Here is a 22,221-nt window from a genome sequence, read left to right as displayed (position 1 = left end):
CCTCTTAACCGAGCAGGTAGCGGAGTTTCGGGTGCTGTTCGACCACGTCGAGCTTCTCGATCACCGCGTCGAGTCCGTAGTACCGGCCGGCCGCGAGCACGATCATCGTCATGAACAACAGCAGACCCATGAAGTCGCTGTTGACGACGCCGTTTCCGAACCCGGCGTTTCCGATCCAGAACAGGACCATGAAGATGACCCCGCCGAACGCGGCCAGCCGGGTGAGCGCCCCGGCCATCAGGGCTAACCCGATCAGCGTCTCGAAGAGGGGAACGCCCGGCTCGATGAGCCACGCGAGGTTGTTCCCCATCCAGACCGGGATGCCGCCGAGCGCAGTGCCCGACATCTCCTGCATGTACATCGCCCCGTAGCTGTACGAGAACCCGCTCTCGATGATCTTCGTGATGCCGGCGTGGAAGAACCACCATCCGGTGACGACGCGCAGGAAGGCGATCCAGTACGCCGCCCATGGGCCGTCCAGTGCGAACTCGACCTCGCCGATCAGGGGGTTGCTCGATTGGTATGACATCGTCGTCACCTTACGGGTGTACGTTGGGTGGGTACCCACATATGTACCTAGAACGCTTCTATACCTTTGAAAACGGTTCTACGTACGCTGTAACGGCCCTCAATATTGTGGCTCTTTAAGTAGGGGTGTTGACGATTGTCGGCGACGAGGGGCCGTCCCGTCGTCGAGAACACGGAACGTTTATCAGAACTGTTCGGCCTACGTGTAGATGCGTCAGCGACGGACGCACTCGCGCGCCGGTGGTCTAGTGGTAGGACCTGAGCCTTCCAAGCTCATGGCCCGGGTTCAAATCCCGGCCGGCGCACTTCTCGGCGTTTCACGCCTCGAACGTCCATTCTTCGCCCTTGAGTAGTAAGTAATCAAACAAGAAGAAAATCATCCGATTCGGCTAACGAGCGTTACCCCGTCGCCGTATGGCGATTTACGCGGGTAACCAGAGAAGCCCCAAGCTCACGGGGTTATCCTAACGCCGACACGGGTGGTGATACCCATGGAACTCAAGGAAGACACCAACGAAACGGTCGAATCACCCGTTCCCCCAGTAGCCGAAGCGACCGAGGAACGACTCGAAGACTTCTCCGCGCTCCTTAGCGACGACTATCAAGAGTTCAAGGAAGACTTCATCGAGTGGCTCCTCATCGAGGGGCGGAACACCTACAAGCGACAGGGCTACTCGGACGCAACAGTCCGGACGACCCACTACAAGGTCGAGGAAGCGTACCGGTGGCTCTGGGATCGGGACGACGCGTACACGAAGGAGTTCACGCCCGAAGACGCGACGGAGCTGATCGAGTTCCTCGTTCGCCGGACCACTCACCCGGAGTCGTACGTGTACACCTTCGAGAAATCGCTGAAGCGCCTGTTCAAGTACTTCCGCGAGAAGCGGAACAATGACCTCGATGAGTGGAATCACGACGTTCCGCTCGATACGAACTCGGACACCTCTACCAAGGACAAGTTCTACCCCGAGGAGATGCGGTCGCTCTACGAAGCCGCGCTCTCCATCGGCTCCGTCAAGAGCTATCACAGCGTCAGCGCCGAGGAACGCGATCAGATCAAGGCGTATCTCGCTCAGCGGTTCGAGAAGCCCAAATCGGAGATCGGACCGGACGAGTTCGAGCAGGCGAACTCGTGGAAGTACGCATCGATCGTCTCGGTGGCATCGGACTGCGGGCTTCGACCCATCGAGGTCGGGCGCGCGAAGGTGAATTGGTTCGATCTGGACAACCGGAAGATGCTCGTCCCGAAAGAGGAATCGACGAAGAACGACGACGAATGGGAGTGCGCTCTGTCGGGCCGTTCGGTCACCGCGATCGAGAACTGGCTCTCCGAGCGGGACAGTTACGACCTCTACGACGGACGTGACGCGATGTGGCTGACCCGGAACGGGAACGGCTACAATTCGGGTTCGCTGAATCGACTGCTGGATAAGTTCATCGAGCGGGCAGAGTTTAACCAGCAGGGCCGTGACCTCTCGTGGTACTCCTTCCGGCACGGTGCGGCCTCGATGTGGGCCGAACAGGAAGGGATCTACGTTGCGAAGAACCAGCTCCGTCACAACAACGTCGAAACGACGATGCGATACACGCGCGGTTCCGTTGATGCGGCGACGAAAGCTGCCGACTCCATGTGGTGATAGCGGTCGATCAGGGCTTCCTTCACTAACCGTTTGATCGACGTCTTCTAACAGACAGAATAATGATGTTTTGGAAAAAATGTTCCCCAAATTTCCACCCTAACATCCGATTGAAAGCTCAAAGACTTAGAGTAGCGTCTTTAACCCTTTAATAAGATATTTGATAAGTTTTAAGTCAAATGGTAGCATATGTAAGAACATGAACTCGGTCAGTCCAGACGGAATTTCCCACGAAAGCGTGTTCACACTCATCGAGGGGGAGGTGGCACGATGAACGTCGGAAAGGCAGAGATGACGTCGGAGTCTAAAATTCGAACATCGATCGAAGATCAGCTCATCCCAGAGCTACACTCGATGGATGCGACCGACCAGCTTGAGGTTTCGCTGCGAGTGCCGTTCATCGCTGTGAAGCACGAGAATGCGGTGATCCACATCACGGAGTACGACGACCACATCCACATGGAAATATTCGTTCAGAATCGCGATCTCTCGTCGCTTCAACGCGACCGGGACGAAGTGACGCACCCGAAATCACCGAAATCGCCACGTCCCCACGAGACCGAATTTCACGAACACGGTGAACCGTACGAGTCGTACCGGGACCTCGTGGTGAACGCGGTTGCGATTGATTTAGGCCTGAAGTCAGATTGGTCGCTCTCTGACGCTGTCTCGGAGGGGTCAGAGCCGATCTTCACGTGTCAGGACTACGTAGGAGCGCACTCGAACACCGGCCCCGATCAGGAGACACGTGTGCCGTACCTTTGCGCTTTCCAGAAGGAGGCCTTCTTCGAGCTTGACTGACTCGGCCCGATAACGGCCTCATCGAGGGAGTGTGTTCGCGTTTGCAGATGTGGAGGGGTGATCTCGACCAACTTCTCCCGGGGTAAGTGGGTTGGAAATCACCCTCAATTCCTTATATTCTGAATCCGCTAAAATGCCATAGACAGACAGTACAAAACCAATGCGCAAGAAATAAGAATCTGGGTCCACTACTTGAGAGTGAAGGCAGGTCCCTCCGTCTCTCGTCTTCTGAGTCGAATCCCCGCGGTCCGATAATTGTGGTATATTTGATATGAACTCAACTACGCAGCGCACGCTATCGGCAACTAACACGAACAGCTCGCTGAATGCTCCCGACACGAACAACGCGACATGGTTCGATTTCTCCGACGATATCGAGGGGGAGTGGCTGGCTTCTTCGGAATGGAATCGTCCCAACAGTAAGAGCCAGTCGTCCGAAAAGGGTGCGTACTACCAGCATCTCGCGGAAATCAACCGAGGGCGTAAGCGGGGCCTGAACTGGTGGAACGATCGATATTTCAGGTTTCAAACAAACCGAGATCTGACCGAGCGAATCGCCCGGTCGATGGAGTTGCTCCCTCGGGAGGTAAACAGGGCGAAACGCTGGACCGCCTCGTTCAATCTGGAGGACTTCGGCCGAAAAAAGGAGCTGGTGATCTGCTGTCTCTGCGCCTATGTGCTGGACACCGACGCCAAGGATAACCGACGCGCCCACCCGAACGTAGACCCAACGGACAAGTCGATCACCGTAGCGGAACTGAGCGACATGTGCGGGTTTCGTGAGGACGAAATTGAGAGCATGTACGGGAAGGTTGCGTATAGAATTCGCGCGGCTGAGACACCAGATGGGGAGGAAATGGACGGGTACAATATCGACAGGGTCACCGAAAACGAAATGGCGTATCCGGATTCGTTGGATTCAGCGAGCAAATGAACCCCATCGGATGAGGGGATGGGGTATATAAATCCCTCCTCATGTACTGTGTTGGTGGAAGACGAACTGACACATCAGCCAGTACCACCCTACTCGCTGTTGGGTCACGTGTTCCACCGCATCGAGCGGGATTCGGGTAATCCCACTCACACCAAGCGATCCAGTTAGAAGTGTTCTGCTCCGTGCGTTCGGCCCCCGCCTCGATGCGGTGAATCACGTCAAGCGATCCTGTTGGGGGCGTTTCGGTCCGTGTGTTCCATCCCGCTCGATGCGGTGAATCACGTCGAGCGATCCCCTCAGACTGAATCGCTTTCTGCGAGTTAGCCAGCTTGAACGTCTTCCTGCTCAGAGAGCAGTCCGGTGGGATCGACAACACGGTCCCGGCTACCGCAGAGCATATACTGGTCGGGTGGGACTTCGATCGTATGCCAATCTCCTTGGACGACCTCGAATCTCACCTGTTCAAGTGTGCCGATATTATTCGAGACGCCGTTGACCCCACCGACTACAAGGAGTTCATCCTCCCGCTCGTCTACTATAAGTCGATCTCCGACGAGTTCGAGAAGCAGTACGCCGAGAACCTCGACGAGTACGGCGAGGACTTCGCTCGTCGGGAGAACCTCTACGACATCCCTGTCGTTCCCGAAGGCTACCTGTGGGACGACATCCGCGCCGTCAGCGACAACATCGACCAAGAGCTGAACGAAGCGTTCGATGCGCTAACCGAGGCGAACCCCGAGCTGACTGGTGTATTCCGCGCCGATTACATCGACGCCGACGCCCTCGATGACGATCGGCTCGGCCGGCTGGTCGAACACCTCTCGAAGTACGATCTCGATCGAGACAGCGTTCCGCCGGACATGCTCGGCGAGGCGTACATGGACTTGGTGCGCCACTTCGCGGAGGAAGAAGGGAAGTCCGGCGGGCAGTTCTTCACGCCTCCGCACATCGTCAACCTCTGCGTGCGGCTCGTCGATGAGTTTGAGGACGGGATGACGTTCCACGACCCGACTGTCGGCTCGGGTGGAATGCTCATCGAGGCGGCACGGTACTACCGCGAGGAGCAGGACGGCGACCCGACGAAGCTGACCTTCACGGGGCAAGAGATCAACCCCGATATCGCTGCGATTGCGAAGATGAACCTCTCCATCCACGGCCTCGATGGAGAGATACAGCGCGAAGATTCCCTCTCGAATCCCGGGTTTACGAACGAGGAACAAGACGAACTCGAACGCTTCGACCGGGTTCTCGCTAACTTCCCATTCTCCGCTAATTGGGCGAAAGACGAACTTCAGGACGACCCCTACGGACGCTTCGACTGGCACAAGAAACTCCCACGTGCCGATCGCGGAGACTACGCCTTCATTATGCACATGGCGAAGCAGTTGAAGCGTCCTGACGAGGACGGAGTCGGTGGGAAGGCAGCGGTCGTTATTCCGCACGGCGTGCTGTTCCGCAAGCACGAGTCGCGCTATCGGAAGCCGATGCTGGAGAACGACATGGTGGAGGCGATCGTTGGGCTTCCGGAGAATCTGTTCCAGAACGTCTCGATTCCCTCTGCCGTCCTCGTACTGAACACGGACAAACCCGCGGAGCGAGAGGGCGAGGTACAGTTCGTCCACGCCGCTGATGAGGCGTTCTACGAGGAGTTATCGAACCAGAGCGAACTCACCGAAGAAGGAGTTGACCACGTCGTTGAGAATGTCCGCGAATGGGCGACCGAGGAGCGTGTGAGTCGAACGGTGTCGCTCGATGAGATTCGAGAGAACGACTACAATCTGAACATCGCGCTGTACGTCGATACAACGGAGCCAGAGGAGGATATTGATGTTGAGGAGGAATTGGCGAAGTTGCGCGAACTACAGGCAGAACGGGACGAGATCGAGGCGACGATGAGCGAGCATATGGAGGCGCTGAATTATGAGTGAGGAGGCTACGTTAGATGACTTCGCTGAAGAGCAAAGGGAAGGTAATAACGAAGCAATTGAAGCTGTTCTGGAGTCCTCGGTGAAGTCAAGTCTTGATGAAACGTCGGTTGGAAAGATTCCAGAGGACTGGATAGCGACGAGGCTTGAGAACATTGCTGAGGAAACGGAATATGGTTTAACCGAATCAGCCGAGGACTATGACCCTGACAAACCTCGGTATATCCGAACGCAAGATTTTGATGACTTTGGAGGGCTAAAAGAAGATAGCAGAGCAAGCCTCTCCCACGAGAAAGCGAAAGATGGAATGCTGGAAAAAGGAGATATGCTTTTCGCTCGAAGTGGGTCGGTTGGCGCGTCTCTCGGGAAGACCTACCTCTACGATTCGGACGATGGTGACTGTTGTTTCGGGGGTTATTCAATCCGCCATCAGCTCCAAGATGCCGGATTAAACCACAAGTACATCTCGGAGTACACTTTGAGTGACCGATATTGGGATTGGGTTCGCCGCCGTGCTAAGACCACAGCACAATCAAATATCAATACAGGCGAGTACGGTTCGCTCTTACTTCCGATTCCACCACTCCCCGAACAGCGAAAAATCGCTACCGTACTCTACACGGTTGACCGGGCGATTGAGAACGCGGAAGAGATAGATGTACAGTTACAACGAGTAAAAAAAGGAGCCACACAGAAGTTATTCACCTATGGGCTAAACAACGAAGATACCCAAAGCCATCATATCGGTGACTTTCCACAGGGTTGGGAGTTCGACAAGGTTTCAAACTTAGCAGAGATTGAACGTGGGAACACTCCACGGACTTCTCACGATGAGTATTACGGAGGAGATCTTGCGTGGGTAACTCCAGATGACCTTTCCGACCTGAATGAAGAGGGGAACGGAAAGTACATCTCTGATTCAGGTCGGAAACTTACCCCAGAAGGGGTAGAAAGTTCGTCGCTCACAGTAGTTGAGCCTGACTCTGTTATGTTCACGAGTCGTTCATACGGAATCGGACGAACGGCTATTTGTACTGTTCCGGCAGCTACTAATCAGGGAATCACCGCGTTTGAGTGCGGTGAATCGCTCGATACAGAGTTCTTCTACTATTATTTTAACTACATAATGGATTACGTCGTCTCTATAAGCGGAGGCAGTACCTTCCCCGAAATCAGCAAGAGTGCAACCGGAAATATCGACGTACCTGTTCCCAGAATAGAGGAACAAAAAGAGATTGCGTCCCTTCTTTCACAGTTCGATGAGCAAATTCTACACAATCGGGAGGTGACGAGTCAACTCAAACGCCTCAAGCGCGGTCTAATGCAAGACTTCCTCTCCGGAACAGTCAGAACAACCGACACTAACATAGAGGTGCCCGACGAAATCGCACAACATGGGTAGCATCCCATCCGAGGGCGGCGTCGAACGCTCGCTTCTCTCGTGGCTCGACGGCGTCGGATGGGAGACACACGGACAGGACGGTGGACGTGGTGCGAACGTTCTCGATGAGATCTACGAACGCGACAGCCACGAGGTCATCTACTGGGATCTCCTTGGCGAGCGGCTCATCGAGATCAACGACGAGGTGACCGAGGGCAACGTCGAGAAGTTCCTCTCCTCGCTCAAACGCGACCTCGATGCGGAGAACCTCATGGATGGCAACCGAACCATCTATCGACTGCTTACCAAGGGCAAGAGCTTCTCCGTTCAGCGTGACGACGGCACGAGCGAGACGGTCTACGTCGATCTCATCGATCACGAGACTCCTGAGAACAATCGCTTTCACGCCGTCAACCAGTTCTCCATTTCCCGCGAAACGACCATCCGACCCGACGTGAATCTGTTCGTCAACGGGATTCCGCTCGTGACGATGGAGCTGAAAAGCCTCGCACAGGACAACGACTGGCACGACGCCGTCAGCGACCTCAAAGACTACGAGGACGACGTGCCTCGGCTGTTCGTCCCCGGTCTGTTCAACGTCGCCGCCGACACGATGGAACTCCGCTACGGCGCGGTCGGCGCTCCCAAGGAGTTCTACGAGCCGTGGAACGACGCGCCGGAGGTGTTCGCAGACGACAACGAGATGCGGCAGGCGGTGAGGGCGCTGTGTAACCCCGAGACGATCCTCGATCTGCTGAAGCACTTCGTCTTCTACGAGCGGCGGGCCGGCGGTGACGCGAAGATCGTTCCGCGCTACATGCAGTACTACGCGGTGAACCGTATCCTCGAACGCGTCGAAGAAGGGGAACACGACCGCGGCCTCATCTGGCACACCCAAGGGTCGGGCAAGTCGTTCACGATGCTGTACGCCGCCGAGAATCTCCTCTCTCGGAGCGACGTCGTCCGAAACCCGCAGGTCTTCATCATCGTCGATACGGACAAGCTCAACAGCCAGATGCGCGATCAGCTGGCGAACCTCACGCTCGAACAGTGGGAGGAAGCCGAGAGCATCGACCACCTACAACGCCTCATCGAGGAGGGACAGAGCCAGCTGGTTCTCACGACCATCCAGAAGTTCGAGGACGTTGACCCCGACGTACAGGGCAACGACGAGGTCGTGGTCATGTCTGACGAGGCCCACCGGTTTATGGAAGCCGACCTCGGAAGCCGCCTCGATGCGGCCTTACCCGACTGCTACCACTTCGGGTTTACCGGGACGCCCGTCCGAGAGGGAGAGCGACACGAGGATCGAAACACGTTCCGCGAGTTCTCCCCCGAGGGTGAGGACTACCTCCATCGCTACTCCGTGAAACAGGGCATCGACGACGGCCTGATCCTGCCGGTCTACTTCACGCTCCGACACGAGATGGAGTGGGACATCGATGAGGCCGGACTCGACGAGGAGTTCGAACACGAGTTCCGCGGGATGACGACTGACGAGAAGCGGGAGTTCATACAGGAAACCGTGACCAGTCGGACCATGGCGGAACTCGAACCGCGGGTGGACCGCGCCGTTGCCGAGATCGACGCCCACTACGACGAACACGTTGCCCCGAACGGCTGGAAGGGCATGGTCGTCACACCGAGCCGACGGTCGGCGGCGATGTACGGGAAACGCCTCATCGAGCGGCGGGACGAAGACGAGATCGAGGTCCTCTACACCTCCAACAAGGGCGACCCCGACCTCATCCAGCGGTTCCACACCGACTCGGAGGAGCGTGATAGCATCGTCAAGGAGTTCAAGGAAGACGGGAACCCCAAACTCCTCGTCGTCCACAACATGCTCCTGACGGGGTTCGACGCGCCGATCCTGAAGACGATGTACCTCGACCGGAACCTGAAGAACCACAATCTGATGCAGGCTATCGCTCGGACGAACCGACCCGCCGAGGGGAAAGAGAACGGCGAGATCGTGGACTTCCAGGGCGTGTTCGAGAACATCGACGAGGCGCTTGACTACGACGCCGAGACGAAGGCCTACGCCGCCCGCGACAAGGACGAGCTGTTCGACGACCTCAACGAGCAGCTGGCAAACGTGCTGGACATCTTCGACGGCATCTCGCAGACCGACTCCCAAGAGGCGACCTACGCGGCGGTCGAACGAATCAGTACCCATCCGGAGCGCCGCCAGTTCAAGCAGGGCTTCCGACGTCTCCAGAATCTCTACGAGGCCGTTGCGCCCGATGGACGCCTCGTGAGCGAAGGCATCGAGGACGACTACAAGTGGCTCAGCCGAATCCACGTTGCGTTCAAGCGTACGACAGCCGGCGAGGACGACCCCGAGGAGGACATGCGAGAGAAGACGCGCGACATCATCGGAGACAACGTGGAAATCTCCGAGATCAAGCGTGACTTCCCCACGTACAAGCTCGGAGAGGAGTACCTCGAAGACGTCGAAGGACTCGATAACCCCGGCGTGAAGGCGTCACAGATCGCCCATGCTACCCGCGAACATCTCCACCCACGGGAGAACCAGAACCCTCGGTACAAGCGCCTGAGTGAACGCGTCACCGATATCGTGGAGCGCTGGCAGGGCGACGAGATCACCGATCCCGAAGCAGTTGAGGCGCTGAAGACGGTCGAAGGAGAGGTTCTCGAAGTCGAACGTGAAGCCGAAGACGAGGGGATGGACGACGCCGAGTTCGCCATCTACACGCACCTAACGGAGGAGACGTCGGATGCGATCGATTCCGACGAGCAGGCCGAGGAGGTCGCTAACGAGATCGTCTCGCAGTTCCGTGATCGGGTTGACCGGAACTATGCCGGCTGGCAGACGAACCAGCAGACCATCGCTGAGGTCGAACGGCTTCTCCTCGATGTGCTGGTGAAACAGTACGACCTCGGGCATCTGATTAGCGACGACGACGGGTTCGTGGACGCCGTTCGGACCTACCTGATCGAGAACCATGGCTAAGTCGCAGTCTCGAACCATCGACCTGCTGGGGAACGATGTCGAGTTCGAGGTACGGAACAGTTCCGAGGCGACGAAAGCCCGCATCGATGTGGACATCCACGGTGTCACAGTCGTCGTTCCCGACTCATCGGAGGTTCGACCGTCAGAGGTTCTCCGCGAAAATGCGGCGTGGGTCATCGAGAAACAACGCGGGTTTGAGCAGTATCGGGAACAAATTCCGAGTCGCACCTTCGAGGCGGGTGAGACGTTCCCGTTACTCGGCACGGAGCGAGAGCTGATCATCGAACCGGCACGAAGCCACGAGATCACTGGCGCATCGATTCGGCTTAGAAAGAGTACGGTCGAACAGTCCACGGTCAAGCAGGTATTGGAGAACGTCTATCGGCGAAAGGCCCGGGAACACTTCTCCGAGCGGGCTGACCACTATGCGGAGCGAATGGGAGTCGAGTACGAGAAGATCGAGATACGGAATCAACGGACGAAGTGGGGAAGCTGTTCGACGACAGGGACGATCAGCCTCAACTGGCGGCTGATGATGGCTCCGCCAGAGGTCGTTGACTACATCGTCGTTCACGAGCTTGCCCATCTTCGAGAGCCGAATCACAGCTCCGAGTTCTGGTCGTTGGTTGCGGAATACGATCCGGAGTATGAGGCACACTCTGACTGGTTGACGGAGAACAGCTCCCGGCTCGTCTTTTCGGAAGACGACCTATAACATAGGCCGTCAACCTCAGTTGAATCCAGCAAATGTGGACAGCCGCATCGAGCGGGAAAATGTTGCTTGCGTCTTGGATCGGGATAGGGCACAGCTGCTACCCGAGGCTATCGAACAACGATTCCGAATAGGACCTCTCGATCCAGTATCACCCATTGTGAGTGACCCTTAACAGCGAGTCCACGGCCGTATTGTAACGAGAGTGCCCAGCCCATTCCTCATACTGCGTGCTAACAATAATAAACCAATTAGGGACATAATTAAACAATTCTAAAATAATTGTCTGAGCTATCAGCTCCCGCACCTGCGCGACCCCCGGTGACCCCCCCACCATACACAGTATATATATACAGTAGATACCCCCCAAGCACAGACCCCATGAGTGATCTACTCTCCTGTGGATCACTCGTTTAGTGTCCTGCTGAAAGTGTACACCTTTGACGTGTACCCCCCTCGATGAATTAATCCACTCGTTAGATCCACTGTGTACAGCCTGTTAGTGTAGGTACGTGGTTACCCACAGAGGAAATACAGGGTACCGACAGACGGGAGTGTAGTTAGGCCGGCGGATGTCCACGTGTCAGATCCGCGAGAGGGCATCTGATAGCCCGTCAGATCGATCGCAGATAGAGACACGAGGGAAACATTATGACGCCACGAGAAACGCTCTGTGAGCAGTCTGATAGCGTTTGTGTTTAGGTGGGTACATCTCCGACGCCAACATACCAAAACTTTACAATTGTAAAATTCTGGGGTCCCGCCCCCAGTTAGAACAATCGACCCACCCCCGCCCTGTGTGTAGTTAGTAAGCCCGTGCGAGAATTTTCGGGTATTTCATCAGGGTTCGGGTTGCTCAGCCGGTAAAATACAGCCGTATTGAGGATAACAAAACCGGACGAATGGAAGCAGTCAGCTAACTGAACAACTCCTCGGCATCAACGTCTCTTTGCGAAGCCACTTCCTCCTCATAGCTGACCTCCTCGTACTCCTCAAGCGCTTCTGAATTGCGCTGGATCTCGCGCTCTATCCGGCAAACGATCTCGTCAATGTGATCGCTACTGTCCATCGTACAACCTCGGCAAAATCAATGGACGGCTAAAGGAACACCGACTCGATGCGGTGAACCACGTGGATATTTGCCCCCGGAGTGTCCGGTCGCCGGTATGACGGTCGTTGAGCCAGAGCCGATCACAGTCGCACTCTTTCCCGACCAGATCGACCAACTGGAACAGGCCGCCGCAAACAACCAAGACGTGGACGACGCCAACGAACTACTCCAACTCGTGGTGGCTGACTACACCGGAACACTCGATCAGCTCCAACCGCCACAGTCTACTGACCCGAATGAAATCCGCGAGGTCCTCGAACACCAACAAGGTCTACTCGAAGACCTGAACGAGAAGATCGACGCGGAGGGTAACGCCGACCTCGATGAGGTGAACCAACTACTTCGCGTCTTATGGGACACTCAAGACGAGATTGCTGCTGAACTCGAACAGAATGTGATCTACTGAGCGTCACCGCTTTATTATCCACCGGACCCGACGAAGTGGGAATTAGAGTTTCAATCTCTACGAGGGTAGCTAAGCCCAGAAACGGCGGCGAACTCACCATCTGTGATCACCCGGCATCGGATCTTCTGCTTCCAAGGGGGATCTACCATTCTATCACTTCCAATTTTGAACCGAAATATCAGCTCTAATATGAAATAGGAGTAAAGAAGAAATTGGTTACATCTCTTTAAACGCTGGTTTAGTCCTACACAGAGATTTTCTGGGTATCATCGTGTCGGTTTATCCGACACTTTTTTGTCAGTCGTGTGCGATAACCCAATGGGCGCAGATTGGACGCACACCGGAAACGCCGAAAACGGGGGTCGTAGGGCACAGCGCGAGCGCTTTGCGCGAGCGGCCTTCCAAGCTCATGGCCCGGGTTCAAATCCCGGCCGGCGCATTTTCTGACTGACTCCGTCAGTCAGCGTTCGCTTCGCTCCGCTCAGCGAACTCTCGAACGAAGTGAGAGAAATCACCGAGAGGGATTTGGACCCTATCAGCCACGCGCGGTGAGCGTAGTCTCTCGAATAGTGGCGCGGGAATCACCGACGCCGGTCTCGCTCAGTCGTCGTCCGCTGCCGGCGGCTCGCTGCCTTCGACCGCCGCGGCCTCCCGCGGCCCACCCGCATGCCCCTCGTGGGCGACCGCGGTCGCCATGAGCTCCGGTGAGATGGCGGGTACCTCGTCGGGATCGACCGGGCCGTCGGCCTCGATCGCCTCCTTCGAGCGCGGGAATTCGCGGATCTCTTTGTGGATCGCGAGGCCGGCCTTCGCGCCCTGCCCCATCGCGACGGGCACCTGGTTGTGGCCGGGGGTGATGTCGCCGACAGCGAACACGCCGTCCTCGCTGGTGCGGCCGTGGTCGTCGACGTCGATCTCGCCGCTCTCGGTCAGATCGCAGCCGAGCCCCTCCGCCAGCGCGGTGTTGTAGTCGGAGCCGTACATCGGGAAGCCGCCCCGGTACTCGCGGCGGGTTCCGTCCTCGAACTCCAAGGCCTCGAGCCAGCCGGAGTCGGGGTCGTTCTCGACGCCCGCCACGTCTTCGTGGATGATATCGATCGGGTGCGCCTCCAGTTGCGCCGCGGTCTCGTCGCTCCACGTCGGCGCTTCGCCGCGGGTCAGAACGTCCACGTCGTCGGTCACGTTGAGCATGATCATCGCGACGTGGGCGGCCGCCTCGCCGTGGCCCATCACGTACACCGGTTCGTCGACGAACATGTAGGCGTCGCAGTGGAGGCAGTAGTGGAGCCCCTTGCCGGTCCGCGGGAGCGGGGGGTCCGGGCGCTCGTCGGAGAAGCCGGTCGCGAGCACGACGCGCTCGGCGACCAGCTCGGCACCGTTCGTCGAGAGCCGGAACCGGTCGTCGTCGGTGCGCTCCACGTCGGTGACGAAGCCGCGCTCGAACTCCCCGCCGTACGACTGCACCTGCTCGCGGCCGGTGGCGAGGAACTCGTTGCCGGAGGTCTCCTCGGTGACGCCGATCACGTTGTGCGTGTCGGCCATCATCGCCGCGCGGCCGCCGCCGCGATCGATCAGCACCGTTTCGTGGCCCAGTCGGGCGCCGTACAGGGCTGTCGTCAGGCCGGCCGGACCACCGCCGACAACCGCGATATCGTACTCGTCGTCGGACGAACTCATTACCGGATCGTACGCGCCGCGGCGGTTTAAAAGGAGTCGTGCTGTGCGCGCGCCGCGGCCAGCCCGTTAAGTACCGCATATCCCTTTCACGTCCGCCGGTTCCGCGGATCCCCGGAAGCTTATTACGGTTCATCGCCTCCGGTCTGGCAGTGTTCCCGCGACTCGCCGCCGCCATCGGGATCTTCCTCGTCGGCGCAGTCGCCGACATCGCCTCGACATACGTCGCCATCTCGGGCGGGCAGTACGTCGAGGGGTCGCCCGTCGGCGCCGCGTTCATCGGGACGTTCGGACTCGTCCCCGGCATGTTGCTCACCAAGGCCGCCGGGATGGTCCTCATCGGGATTCCCGTCGCGGTCGCCGGCGGGACCCGCCGGGTCGTCGCGACGCTGATGTGCGCCGGCGTCGGCGTCCTGTCGCTCGCGACCGCGGTGCGGAACGTCCTCTTCGTGGCGGGCGTCTGGCCGTGACGCGTCGCTCGCCACCGACTCGTCGCTCGTTCCGCTCCGGTCACTCACCCTTATAAAGTCTCGCGGCGGTTCGCTCGGGGAGACCGGCGTCGTCGACCGCCTCGCTCACGCGGTCGATGTCGTACGCGACGCGCCGGAGGTCGACCTCGTCGCTCTGGGTGTCGAGCACGGCGTACCCCGCGTCCGGGTCGCCGTCGCGCGGCTGGCCGACGCTCCCCGGGTTGACCACGACCCCGCCCGCGACCGCGCGCTTCCCCTGGACGTGGGTGTGTCCGAGGACGATCCCGTCGTGCTCGCCCATGTGGCGGTCCAGGTTCGGGAACTCCTCCGGGTAGACGTAGGCGTCCTCGCGCTCCGCCGCGGGGTGTGAGTGGACGAGGAGGTACCGGTCGCCCGCGAACGTCTCGGCGCGCGGGAGGCCGTCGAGCCACGCGCGCTGGTCGTCCGAGAGAGCGTTTTTCGCGTGTTCGAGACCGGCCTCGGCCATGCGGTTGGCCCGGTAGCGCTCGGGCGTGCCGACGGTGCGGTCGTGGTTGCCGCGGACGGTCATCGCGGCGACCTCGCGCACGCGCTCGACGCACTCGGCCGGCCACGGGTTGTACCCGATCACGTCGCCGGCGCAGACGATCCGGTCGACCGCCGGCATGTCGTCGAGGACGGCTTCGAGCGCGGGCAGGTTCGCGTGGACGTCCGAGATGAGCCCCACCTTCATCGGGTGGGGGTTCGGGGTCGACGCCCGAATAGGTTCGGACGTCGGGTTACCCTCCGTTCGGAATCTACTTCTCGTCGCGGGGAAAGTCACATCCCGTGACGGCGACAGTGTACTTCGACCTCGACGGGACACTCCTCGATTACGCGGTGCCCTTCGAGGAGCTCTTTGCGCGAACGCTCCCGACGGATCCGACCGAGGAGATGGTCAAGACGTACTCCGAACGGGTGCTCCGAGGGATCGAACGCGTGGAGTCGGACCCCTACGAGCGAGCCTTCGACGCCGTTCGCGAGCGATACGACCTCGATGTGAACCCGGCAGCGCTCGCGACGGAATACGTCGAACTGGAAGCCGGGGCGACGCGCCTCGCCCCCGCGGTGCGCGCACTTGTGGCGACCGTCGCGGACCGGCACGATGTCGGCGTCCTCACGAACGGCGACGGCCGAATGCAACGCCGCAAGCTCGCGGAACACGGCCTCGACGACCTCATCGACGCAGTTATCGTCTCTAACGAGGTCGGCGCTCGGAAGCCGAGCCGAGCGATCTTCGACGCGGCGAGGGAACGGCTGCCCGCGGAGACGACGGTCTACGTCGGCGACACCTACGATGAAGACATCGTCCCGGCACGCGAAGCGGGGTTCGAAACGGTCTACGTCGGCGACGAGGATCCGTCCGATCGGTCCGTGACGGCCCCTGGAACGGAGGCGTTGGCATCACTACTGGTCCCCCTGCTGACGGACGGCACTGAACGCTGATCTCCGGCGATTCCACGCCAAAAACGGCGAATTAGGCGCCGCGTGGGTCACACCACCTTCGTCGACACCGCGAGCCCGGAGCCGACCGACAGGAGAGCGGTCTCGACCGCGTCGTCGGAGCGCACCGTCCCGACGTACTCGCCGATCCCTCGGGTCTTCCCGTCGACCTCGGGGTCGGGCAGTGGCGCGCCGTCCTCGAAGTGCGCGACGAGGTCGTCGAGGTCGCTCGGCCCTCTGGTGATGTTGTCGGCGACGATCACGCCGCCCGTCCGGACCTTCGGGAGAACGGTGCGGTAGGCGTCGGCGTACCGTTCCTTCTGGTGGTCGATGAGAACGATGTCGAAGGGACCGTCGTAGCGCTCGATCGCCTCCATCGCGTCGCCCACCTCGAAGGCGACGCTGTCGGCGTACCCGCCGTCCGCGGCGAACTGGACCCCGCGTTTCGCCTCCTCCTCGTCGAACTCGGTGCAGATCACGGCGTCGGCGCCGCCGCGCAGGAACCACGTCGCGGAGTAGCCGAAGCCGGAGCCGAACTCGAAGACGCGTCCGGCGTCGGTCAGGCGAGCGAGCAGCCGGAGGACCGCGCCCGCCTCCGGTCCGATGATGGGGAAGCCCGAGTCGTCGGCGAGGGCCGCCATCTCCGCCTGCGTCGCGGTGTGCTCGGGCGCCGTCGCGGCGAGGAAGCGCTCGGTGGTGCCGGCGAGAACGTCCATGTCTGGCGTTCGACCGCGCGTCACTTGAAACCGACCGTCGGCGGGGGTCCGGGGCGTTCGGCGGTGGATCGGAGGAAACCGGCGCGGAGGCCGCCGAAAAGTGTTAAGTCCCGCTCGCGCGACCCGTTTACTAATGTACGATCCTGAGGAACTGGACGCGATCCGGGACGCCAAGGAGTCGTGGGAGGAGGGGACCTACGGCGAGACTGTCGACCGGTTCGGGGAGCGTAAGGAGTCGTTCACCACCGACACGGGCGGGCAGGAGGTCGACCCGCTGTACACGCCCGCTGATATTCCGGACCACGACTACCGCGAGGACGTCGGGAACCCGGGCGAGGAGCCGTACACGCGCGGCGTCTACTCGACGATGCACCGGGGGCGGCTCTGGACGATGCGCCAGTACGCGGGGATGGGCACCGCGGCGGAGACGAACGAGCGCTTCAACTACCTCATCGATCAGGGCTCCTCCGGGCTCTCGATGGCGTTCGACCTCCCGACGCAGATGGGGTACGACTCCGACGCGGCCATGGCCGAGGGCGAGGTGGGCCGCTCGGGCGTCGCCATCGACACCCTCGACGACTTCGAGACCGTCTTCGACGGGATCCCGCTCGACGAGGTGTCCACGTCGATGACGATCAACGCCCCCGCCGCCGTCCTCCTCGCGATGTACGTCGCGATGGGGGACGAACAGGGCGTCCCGCGCGAGGAGCTCCGGGGTACGATCCAGAACGACATCATGAAGGAGTACGTCGCGCGGAATCTCTACATCTACCCGCCCGAGCCCTCGATGCGTCTCATCACGGATATCTTCGACTTTTGCGCCGCCGAGACCCCTAACTTCAACACCATCTCCATCTCGGGGTACCACATCCGCGAGGCCGGCTCGACCGCGGCACAGGAGGTCGCGTTCACGCTCGGCAACGGGATCGAGTACGTGCAGGCCGCGATCGACGCCGGGCTCGACGTCGACGCGTTCGCCCCCCAGCTCTCCTTCTTCTTCAACGCCCACAACAACATCTTCGAGGAGGCCGCGAAGTTCCGCGCCGCCCGCCGGATGTGGGCGCAGATCATGGAGGAGCGCTTCGACGCCCAGAACCCGAAGTCGAAGCAGCTCAAGTTCCACACCCAGACCGGCGGCTCCACCCTGACCGCCCAGCAGATCGAGAACAACGTCGTCCGCGTGGCGTATCAGGCGCTCGCGGCGGTGCTCGGCGGGACGCAGAGCCTCCACACGAACGGGAAGGACGAGGCGCTCGCGCTCCCCACCGAACAGTCGGTCCGCACCGCGCTCCGCACCCAGCAGATCCTCGCGCACGAGTCGGGCGCCGCCGACACGATCGACCCGCTGGCGGGGTCGTACTACGTCGAGAACCTCACCGACGGGATCGAGGAGGACGCCTTCGAGATACTGGAGGAGGTCGACCGCCGCGGCGGAATGTTAGAGGCCGTCAAGAGCCAGTGGGTCCAGCGGCAGATCCAGGACGTGGCCTTCGAGCGCCAGCGCGAGATCGAGGACGGCGAGCGCGTCATCGTCGGCGTCAACGAATTCGAAGTCGACGAGGAGCCGGAGATGGACTTAGAGGAGGTCGATCCGGACCAGGAGCAGAACCAGCGCGAACGCCTCCGGGAGGTCAAGGCCGACCGCGACGGCGACGCCGTCGACGACGCGCTCGCGTCGCTTCGGGAGGCCGCGCGGGGCTCCGAGAACGTGATGCCGCACATCGTCGACGCCGTGAAGGCGTACGCGACGGTCCAGGAGGTCTCCGACGTGCTCCGCGACGAGTTCGGGGAGTACAAGCCGGGGCGGTAGGTCGATCGGGTACTCGCGTCGGTCCCACTCCCTCCCCTCAGTTCGCGCCGCGGACGACGTGGCCGTACTTCAGCAGCGCGACGAACACCCCGCCGCCGAAGGCGTTGCCGATCGTCGCCAGCACGAGGAACGCGAGGTAGTCGATCGGCGTGATCGCGGGCGAGACGAGTAGCCCGAACAGCACCTCGACGTTGCCCGCGATCGAGTGGGGGAGGTGGAGGAGGCCGATGGTCCCGGTGACGATCAACACGAGGAGGATCCGGGCGGTCGTGTCTTGAGCCGCCGTCACGAGCCACGCCAGCAGCCCCATCAGCCACCCGGCGAAGACGCCGCCGATGAACAGCCACGGGAGGTCGTGGTCGACGAGCTTCAGGGCGATGGTCTCGAAGGACTGGGGGTCGACGACCCCCAGCTCCGGCATCAACAGGGTCACGAGGAGGGTGAACAGGAAGCCGCCGACGACGTTCCCCGCGTACACCAGCCCCCAGAGTCGACCCAGCTGTTTGACTGAGGCCTGCCGGTCGAGGACCGGGATCACGGCCAGCGTCGTGTGCTCGGTGAACAGCTCCGAGCGGCCCAAGATCACGAACATGAAGCCGATGGAGTAGACGCTGGCGAGCAGGAGTTCGGTCGGTAGATCGCCGAAGCCACCCGGTGACAGCGTCAACACCACCGCCATCATCAGCGGGCCGAAGCCGATGTCGAGGCCGGCGGACAGCCCCGAGAGCAGCAGTCCGGAACGCTCCCGATTCATCTCGTGGAGCCCGCTCTCGAGCAGCGAGTCGAGGATGCTCCGCGAGGTCATCTGCTCCGTCGAGTCGGTCTGTGAGTCGCTCACGGGTGGAGCCCCTCTCCCCTACATCCGGATCGCACCCAAACCTTTGGATCCCGGCGGGGGAGCGGGGGGAACCGCCCCGTCCACCGCTCGGTTCTTATAAGTCGACGGCGGTCGATCCGGAACGTATGCGATTCGACCACGTCGGCGTCGCGACGCGCGACGCCGCCGACCTCGCCGACCTGTTCGACGGCCTGCTCGACGCGCCGGTCGCCCACGAGGAGACGTTCGACGGCATGGACGTCGTCTTCCTCGAACTCGACGACGGGGGGTACTTCGAGCTATTGGAACCGACCGCGGGCGGCGCGATCGACGACTACCTCGACCGCGAGGGACCGGGGATCCACCACGTCGCGCTCGCGACCGACGACGTCGCGGGGGCGCTCGACCGCGCTCGCGGGCTCGGGATCGACCTCGTCGACGAGGAGCCGCGCTCCGGTGCGTGGGGCCACGAGGTCGCCTTCCTGCACCCGCGCTCGACGGGCGGGGTGCTCGTGGAGTTCGTCGAGCACTGAGGGCGTCGTCGAACACTGAAGGCCCCTCGTGGGCGACGGTACCCGCGGTCCGCATGCGTCGACGACTCAGCCTCCTATCCGTCGACCGCCGGGTCGTGCGTCTCGTACCAGTCGAGGATCTTCTCCAGCCGGTGGATCGCGCGGTCGGGGTCCCCGATGTCGTGGTGCTCGTCGGGGTAGACCACCAGCTCGGCGTCGACGCCTCGCTTCCGAGCGGCGACGTACAGCTGCTCCGACTGCGAGGAGGGGCACCGCCAGTCCTCGCCGCCGGCCATCACTAGCAGGGGCGTCTCGATGTTCCCGGCGTCGAGGATCGCCGTCGACGCGTCGTACGCCTCGGGGTTCTCCCACGGGAGCCCGAACTCCGTCTCCAACCACGTGTGCGTGTCGTCCGTACCGAACGCCGACCGGAGGTCGTAGATGCCGTGTTCGGGCGCCGCCGCCGCGAAGAGGTCGGGCTTCCGCGTGACGAGGAACCCCTGCGCGATCCCGCCGTACGAGAAGCCGTGACCGAACACGCGGTCGGGGTCGGCCCAGCCGCGGTCCGCGAGCGACTCGACGCCCGCCGCGATGTCGTCGACCTCGGCGGTCCCCCACGCCCCGGTCAGCTCGGCGGTGAACGCCCGGCCGCGGGAGGTTCCGCCCCGGTAGTTCGAGCGGAGCACGAGGTACCCGCGGCTCGTCAGCGCGGCGTGCGCGAAGCTGAAGACGGGCTCGTCGTACGACATCGGCCCGCCGTGGATCGCCACCACCAGCGGGTGGTCGCCGTCCTCGGGGTTCACGTCCGGATCGCGGTAGAGCACGCCGTCGATCGTCCAGCCGTCCGATTCCCACTCGACGCGGCGGGCCGTCGGCATGGAGAACTCGTCGGTGAGCGACTCGTTGACGCGAGTGAGTCGCCGGAGGGAGTCGGGCTCGGTCGCCGCGTCGTCACCTGCGCGGCACCCGTCGGTCGCCGCGTCGTCACCTGCGCGGCACCCGCCGGTCGCCGCGTCGTCACCTGCGCGGCACCCGCCGGTCGCCGCGTCGATCTCGTCGACGGCGACCGCGTACAGGTCGGCTCCGTCTTCCGGGTCCGAGAGGACCGACACCGCCGTCGACACGTCTGCGGCCACGTCGAACGCCGTCATGGCGCGGTCGCGGCCCTGCGCCTCGAAGACGCGCTCCGCGGTCCCGTCGGTCGCCACGCGAACCAAGCGCGTGCTGCTCTCGTCGGCGATACGGGTGTATATCGCGCCGTCGACCCACTCGATCCCGCCGCCGCGGGCGACGGTCCGGTCGAGGTCGGCGGTGAGGGAGGCGGGGCCGTCGGCGTCCCCTCCCGTCAGGTACACCTCCGCCGGAGCGGGCGGGTCCCCCGGATCGCTCGCGACGGTCGCGATCGCCTCGCCTCCGGGTCGCCACGCCGGCGCACCGTGGGTGAGGTCGCCGTCCGTGAGCCGTTCGGCGTCGCCGCCATCCGGAGATATCGCGTAGAGGTCCCGGACGGTGGTGTCGTCGGGACGGTCGAGCCGGCAGGACGTGAACGCGATCCGGTCGTCCTCGCCCCACGCGGGGTCCATGCCGGCGACGTCTTGGAACGCGCCGCCGCCGTACGCGTCGTCGAGCCGGCGGGGGTCGCTCTCGGGGTCGTCGAGGTCCGCGAGGTCGACCACGAAGAGGTACGTCGTCACGTCGTCGGTCCACCCCGCGCCGTTCACCTTGTGCTGGAGCCGTGTCGTCTCGACGGGGCCGCCCTCCTCGCGCACCTGATCGAGGTACTCGGACTCCTCGTCGGTCGGGTCGCGCGACTCGATCACCAGCCGGTCGCCGTCGGGCGACCAGTCGAAGTCGGCCACCCCCTCGTCGCGCTCCGTGACCTGTCGGGCGTCGCCGCCCAGCGCGAGGTCGAACAGCCACACCTGCGGCCTCGGTTCGTCGTCGCCGTTTTCGAGGGACTCTCCGTCGGTTTCGTCCGCCCCGTCGGACGATTCGTCGTCCGTCACGCCCGCTGCGCTCTCCTCGTCGTCCCCGTTCTCCCCCGCCTGGCCCCGCCAGCCGACGCGTCGCTCGGCGTCGCGCTCGCGGGCCGCCAGAAACGCGAGGCGGTCGCCGTCTGGCCCCCACGTCGGGGAGGAAGCGCCGGACGCGCTCGTCAGCCGGTGCGGATCGCGGGAGCCGTCGGTCGGGACGACGAACAGCGAGTCGACCGCCTCGTCGGCGGCCTGGTCGTACTCGGTCGCGGTGAAGGCGACGCGGTCGCCCGCGGGCGAGACGGCGACCTCGCCGATCCGCGTGAGGTCGTAGTAGGCGTCCAGCGGCAGTTCCGACATGCACCCACCGTGCCGCGGG

At 61.8% G+C, this 22,221-nt stretch carries 19 protein-coding genes and 1 tRNA gene; 13 read left to right on the top strand and 7 right to left on the bottom strand.

Annotated features, from left to right (window positions below; translation table 11 throughout):
* Positions 1-4 precede the first annotated feature (4 nt).
* Positions 5-529, bottom strand: a complete 525-nt coding sequence (locus FGL94_RS01920) for a DoxX family protein (RefSeq protein ID WP_144920405.1) — start codon at positions 527-529, stop codon at positions 5-7.
* Between the two features lie 233 nt (positions 530-762).
* Between FGL94_RS01920 and FGL94_RS01915 the strand changes: the two genes are divergently transcribed.
* From FGL94_RS01915 to FGL94_RS01880, 8 genes are all read left to right on the top strand, one after another.
* A tRNA-Gly gene (locus FGL94_RS01915) sits at positions 763-833 on the top strand.
* A gap of 186 nt (positions 834-1,019) precedes the next feature.
* Positions 1,020-2,165, top strand: coding sequence for a tyrosine-type recombinase/integrase (locus FGL94_RS01910; protein ID WP_144920403.1), 1,146 nt, complete (start codon positions 1,020-1,022; stop codon positions 2,163-2,165).
* A gap of 270 nt (positions 2,166-2,435) precedes the next feature.
* Positions 2,436-2,966 carry a hypothetical protein gene (locus FGL94_RS01905; RefSeq protein ID WP_144920401.1) on the top strand — a complete coding sequence of 177 codons (531 nt, stop codon included), beginning with the start codon at positions 2,436-2,438 and terminating at the stop codon, positions 2,964-2,966.
* A 271-nt stretch (positions 2,967-3,237) separates the two neighbouring features.
* Positions 3,238-3,900 (top strand): hypothetical protein, encoded by a 663-nt coding sequence (locus tag FGL94_RS01900; RefSeq protein WP_144920399.1) that lies wholly within the window; start codon positions 3,238-3,240, stop codon positions 3,898-3,900.
* Positions 3,901-4,325: 425 nt separating this feature from the next.
* Positions 4,326-5,828, top strand: a complete 1,503-nt coding sequence (locus tag FGL94_RS01895) for a type I restriction-modification system subunit M (protein ID WP_144920397.1) — start codon at positions 4,326-4,328, stop codon at positions 5,826-5,828.
* Entirely contained in the window at positions 5,821-7,227 is a 1,407-nt protein-coding gene (locus tag FGL94_RS01890; protein WP_144920395.1) for a restriction endonuclease subunit S, read from the top strand. The genes FGL94_RS01895 and FGL94_RS01890 overlap by 8 nt, the downstream gene beginning before the upstream one ends.
* Complete coding sequence (locus FGL94_RS01885) at positions 7,220-10,180, top strand: type I restriction endonuclease subunit R (RefSeq protein WP_144920393.1); 2,961 nt, start codon at positions 7,220-7,222, stop codon at positions 10,178-10,180. The genes FGL94_RS01890 and FGL94_RS01885 overlap by 8 nt, the downstream gene beginning before the upstream one ends.
* Positions 10,173-10,895, top strand: a complete 723-nt coding sequence (locus FGL94_RS01880) for a M48 family metallopeptidase (protein ID WP_144920391.1) — start codon at positions 10,173-10,175, stop codon at positions 10,893-10,895. Before FGL94_RS01885 ends, FGL94_RS01880 begins: the two co-directional genes overlap by 8 nt.
* A gap of 913 nt (positions 10,896-11,808) precedes the next feature.
* On the opposite strand, the gene FGL94_RS18135 is transcribed toward FGL94_RS01880, so the two are convergent.
* A complete protein-coding gene (locus tag FGL94_RS18135) occupies positions 11,809-11,961 on the bottom strand; it encodes a hypothetical protein (protein WP_186313313.1) in 153 nt (50 codons plus the stop codon).
* 97 nt (positions 11,962-12,058) lie between these two features.
* On the opposite strand from FGL94_RS18135, the gene FGL94_RS01875 reads away from it, so the two are divergent.
* Entirely contained in the window at positions 12,059-12,409 is a 351-nt protein-coding gene (locus tag FGL94_RS01875; RefSeq protein ID WP_144920389.1) for a hypothetical protein, read from the top strand.
* A gap of 600 nt (positions 12,410-13,009) precedes the next feature.
* Here the strand turns inward: FGL94_RS01875 and FGL94_RS01870 are convergent.
* Positions 13,010-14,086 (bottom strand): NAD(P)/FAD-dependent oxidoreductase, encoded by a 1,077-nt coding sequence (locus FGL94_RS01870; protein WP_144920387.1) that lies wholly within the window; start codon positions 14,084-14,086, stop codon positions 13,010-13,012.
* A gap of 149 nt (positions 14,087-14,235) precedes the next feature.
* Between FGL94_RS01870 and FGL94_RS01865 the strand changes: the two genes are divergently transcribed.
* Entirely contained in the window at positions 14,236-14,553 is a 318-nt protein-coding gene (locus FGL94_RS01865; RefSeq protein ID WP_144920385.1) for a hypothetical protein, read from the top strand.
* 40 nt (positions 14,554-14,593) lie between these two features.
* On the opposite strand, the gene FGL94_RS01860 is transcribed toward FGL94_RS01865, so the two are convergent.
* Positions 14,594-15,265, bottom strand: a complete 672-nt coding sequence (locus FGL94_RS01860; RefSeq protein ID WP_144920383.1) for a metallophosphoesterase family protein — start codon at positions 15,263-15,265, stop codon at positions 14,594-14,596.
* A gap of 95 nt (positions 15,266-15,360) precedes the next feature.
* On the opposite strand from FGL94_RS01860, the gene FGL94_RS01855 reads away from it, so the two are divergent.
* Positions 15,361-16,017, top strand: coding sequence for an HAD family hydrolase (locus tag FGL94_RS01855; RefSeq protein WP_206664906.1), 657 nt, complete (start codon positions 15,361-15,363; stop codon positions 16,015-16,017).
* 47 nt (positions 16,018-16,064) lie between these two features.
* On the opposite strand, the gene FGL94_RS01850 is transcribed toward FGL94_RS01855, so the two are convergent.
* Positions 16,065-16,730 (bottom strand): O-methyltransferase, encoded by a 666-nt coding sequence (locus FGL94_RS01850; protein WP_144920381.1) that lies wholly within the window; start codon positions 16,728-16,730, stop codon positions 16,065-16,067.
* 133 nt (positions 16,731-16,863) lie between these two features.
* Here FGL94_RS01850 and FGL94_RS01845 point away from each other — a divergent pair, with 133 nt between their 5' ends.
* The gene (locus FGL94_RS01845) at positions 16,864-18,540 is read left to right on the top strand and encodes an acyl-CoA mutase large subunit family protein (RefSeq protein WP_144920379.1); all 1,677 of its coding nucleotides are present in this window, start codon (positions 16,864-16,866) and stop codon (positions 18,538-18,540) included.
* A gap of 37 nt (positions 18,541-18,577) precedes the next feature.
* Here FGL94_RS01845 and FGL94_RS01840 read toward each other — a convergent pair whose 3' ends face one another.
* Positions 18,578-19,378, bottom strand: a complete 801-nt coding sequence (locus FGL94_RS01840) for a formate/nitrite transporter family protein (RefSeq protein ID WP_144920377.1) — start codon at positions 19,376-19,378, stop codon at positions 18,578-18,580.
* 125 nt (positions 19,379-19,503) lie between these two features.
* Between FGL94_RS01840 and mce the strand changes: the two genes are divergently transcribed.
* Positions 19,504-19,890: a methylmalonyl-CoA epimerase gene (gene mce, locus FGL94_RS01835; protein ID WP_144920375.1), complete on the top strand. Its 387-nt coding sequence runs from the start codon at positions 19,504-19,506 to the stop codon at positions 19,888-19,890.
* Positions 19,891-19,964: 74 nt separating this feature from the next.
* Here mce and FGL94_RS01830 read toward each other — a convergent pair whose 3' ends face one another.
* On the bottom strand, positions 19,965-22,202 hold the full coding sequence (locus FGL94_RS01830) for a S9 family peptidase (RefSeq protein ID WP_144920373.1): 2,238 nt from the start codon (positions 22,200-22,202) through the stop codon (positions 19,965-19,967).
* Positions 22,203-22,221: the final 19 nt, after the last annotated feature.

Origin of the sequence: Halorubrum salsamenti, assembly GCF_007671685.1 — an archaeon.
Taxonomy (GTDB): domain Archaea; phylum Halobacteriota; class Halobacteria; order Halobacteriales; family Haloferacaceae; genus Halorubrum; species Halorubrum salsamenti.
Note: the sequence above shows the minus strand (reverse complement) of the source record. Positions and strands in the feature narration are given on the sequence as shown.